This is a genomic window from Lactobacillus sp. N54.MGS-719 (genome assembly GCF_000980505.1).
Taxonomy (GTDB): Bacteria; Bacillota; Bacilli; order Lactobacillales; family Lactobacillaceae; genus Lactobacillus; species Lactobacillus amylovorus.
Genome location: NZ_LARO01000100.1, coordinates 1 through 1,418, shown reverse-complemented (window position 1 = coordinate 1,418; position 1,418 = coordinate 1). Strand labels below are relative to the sequence as shown.

Annotated in this window: 3 protein-coding genes; 1 reads left to right on the top strand and 2 read right to left on the bottom strand. The window is 35.6% G+C overall.

Translation table 11 applies throughout. The features are described 5' to 3' along the window. Positions 1-10: 10 nt before the first annotated feature. Positions 11-433, bottom strand: coding sequence for an ImmA/IrrE family metallo-endopeptidase (locus tag WS44_RS09260; RefSeq protein WP_046434092.1), 423 nt, complete (start codon positions 431-433; stop codon positions 11-13). Then, positions 430-783, bottom strand: coding sequence for a helix-turn-helix transcriptional regulator (locus WS44_RS09255; protein WP_046434091.1), 354 nt, complete (start codon positions 781-783; stop codon positions 430-432). Before WS44_RS09255 ends, WS44_RS09260 begins: the two co-directional genes overlap by 4 nt. A 304-nt stretch (positions 784-1,087) precedes the next feature. Here WS44_RS09255 and WS44_RS09250 point away from each other — a divergent pair, with 304 nt between their 5' ends. After that, complete coding sequence (locus WS44_RS09250; RefSeq protein WP_003628386.1) at positions 1,088-1,411, top strand: hypothetical protein; 324 nt, start codon at positions 1,088-1,090, stop codon at positions 1,409-1,411. The last annotated feature ends 7 nt before the right edge of the window (positions 1,412-1,418 follow it).

Here is a 1,418-nt window from a genome sequence, read left to right as displayed (position 1 = left end):
CAGTTTTTTGCTACATTAGGTCGTCATTGTCTTTGAAAAGTTGCTTGGTTGCGGTGGCCATTCTTTCGGGGATGCCGTAGCTTTGCATGAAGGTCCCTGGTTCTTGAATGTAGTCACCATTTTTGCAGGAATAGTCGTAAATAATCTTAAGAGAAAATAGATCTGCTTCCTCTTCTTCTGAGTTTTGCCCTGAAAAACTAGGCCAATAGGCGATGCCTGAATCACCTAGCATTAAGTGACCAATTTCGTGGCCAATGATAAAAGGCAATTCATTAGGATTATGCCAATTAGTATTGATTACCATTTTATGAGCATTCTTAAATGAAAGTGCTGGGTCGTATGGCTCTCCTTTAACCAAGATGTATGAAAGACCGTGCTTAAAAGCATAATTGAGTAAGTACTCAATTAACTCTTCTTTGCCTAAGTTTCTCATTTCTTGTCTGCACGACCTTCCTTAATGTCATCTTCCATTAGTCCTCGAATCATATTGAGATATCTCTCAGGAACGTTGTAACCATGATATGAATAAGGCTTTTCTTCGTCTAGTGGAATAGAAGTTGGTTGTCCTTTTGTAGGTATAGGGGTAGGATCATCAGTTTTACCTTTTAGGTAATCGATTGAAGTATTTAGTACTTCAGCAACTGCCTCTAAGGCATCACCACCAGGCCTCTTATTTTTCCAATTATAGATAGAATTAGTACCTAACCCAGCCTTATCATTCACTTCACGTAAGTTCATTTTATGTTTTTTCGCTAATTCTTTAGTACGCTCTAATTCAATCATAGCAAGCATTCTCCGAATATTTCAAATTATTAAATAAGTATTTTTACTAAAAATGTGTTGACAATATTAGTTTATAGACGTAGTATAAGAACTGTCAACGAGATATGAAAGAAATAAGAAAAGAGCCTAGAAACACGTGTGTAAGTAAGAAAGGAATCATGTGCTTAAGGTTATTTCTTATACCATTATATTAGTATAAATACTAATATTAGTCAACGGATATTAGTATTAAGTTGATAAATTTTCTATAAAGAGGTGGTGCCAATGGCTGTGTAATAAAGAAAAAAGAGGTGAGGAAAGAATCATGGATATACATGATTACGTTGAATTAATAGCTCTAGCGTTTTGGGTTATTAGTGTTGTAAGTGTCGGTATCTTGAGTCATGTTCACTTTAAGAATAAACGACTGGAAAGATTGCGTATCGTTACAAGCAATCTAATGAAAAGCTACATCAACATGTATGACCAAGAGAATTTATCTGATGAAAAGAAGATCAATCGAGTTGGCAATGCAGTAGTTGATGGCTTGCAAGCTAAGGGCTTTAAGTTGAGTGAACAAGAAGTGCAGGACATTTTTGCGGAAGTTGCAAAGCAAATGAATGACTTGCATGAGACTCAGGATAAGTAGATTTTTT

Excerpts from the sequence above, each read along its gene's own strand:
- WS44_RS09255 (WP_046434091.1), bottom strand. The coding sequence starts at position 783 with ATGATTGAATTAGAGCGTACTAAAGAATTAGCGAAAAAACATAAAATG.
- WS44_RS09260 (WP_046434092.1), bottom strand. The coding sequence starts at position 433 with ATGAGAAACTTAGGCAAAGAAGAGTTAATTGAGTACTTACTCAATTAT.
- WS44_RS09250 (WP_003628386.1), top strand. The coding sequence starts at position 1,088 with ATGGATATACATGATTACGTTGAATTAATAGCTCTAGCGTTTTGGGTT.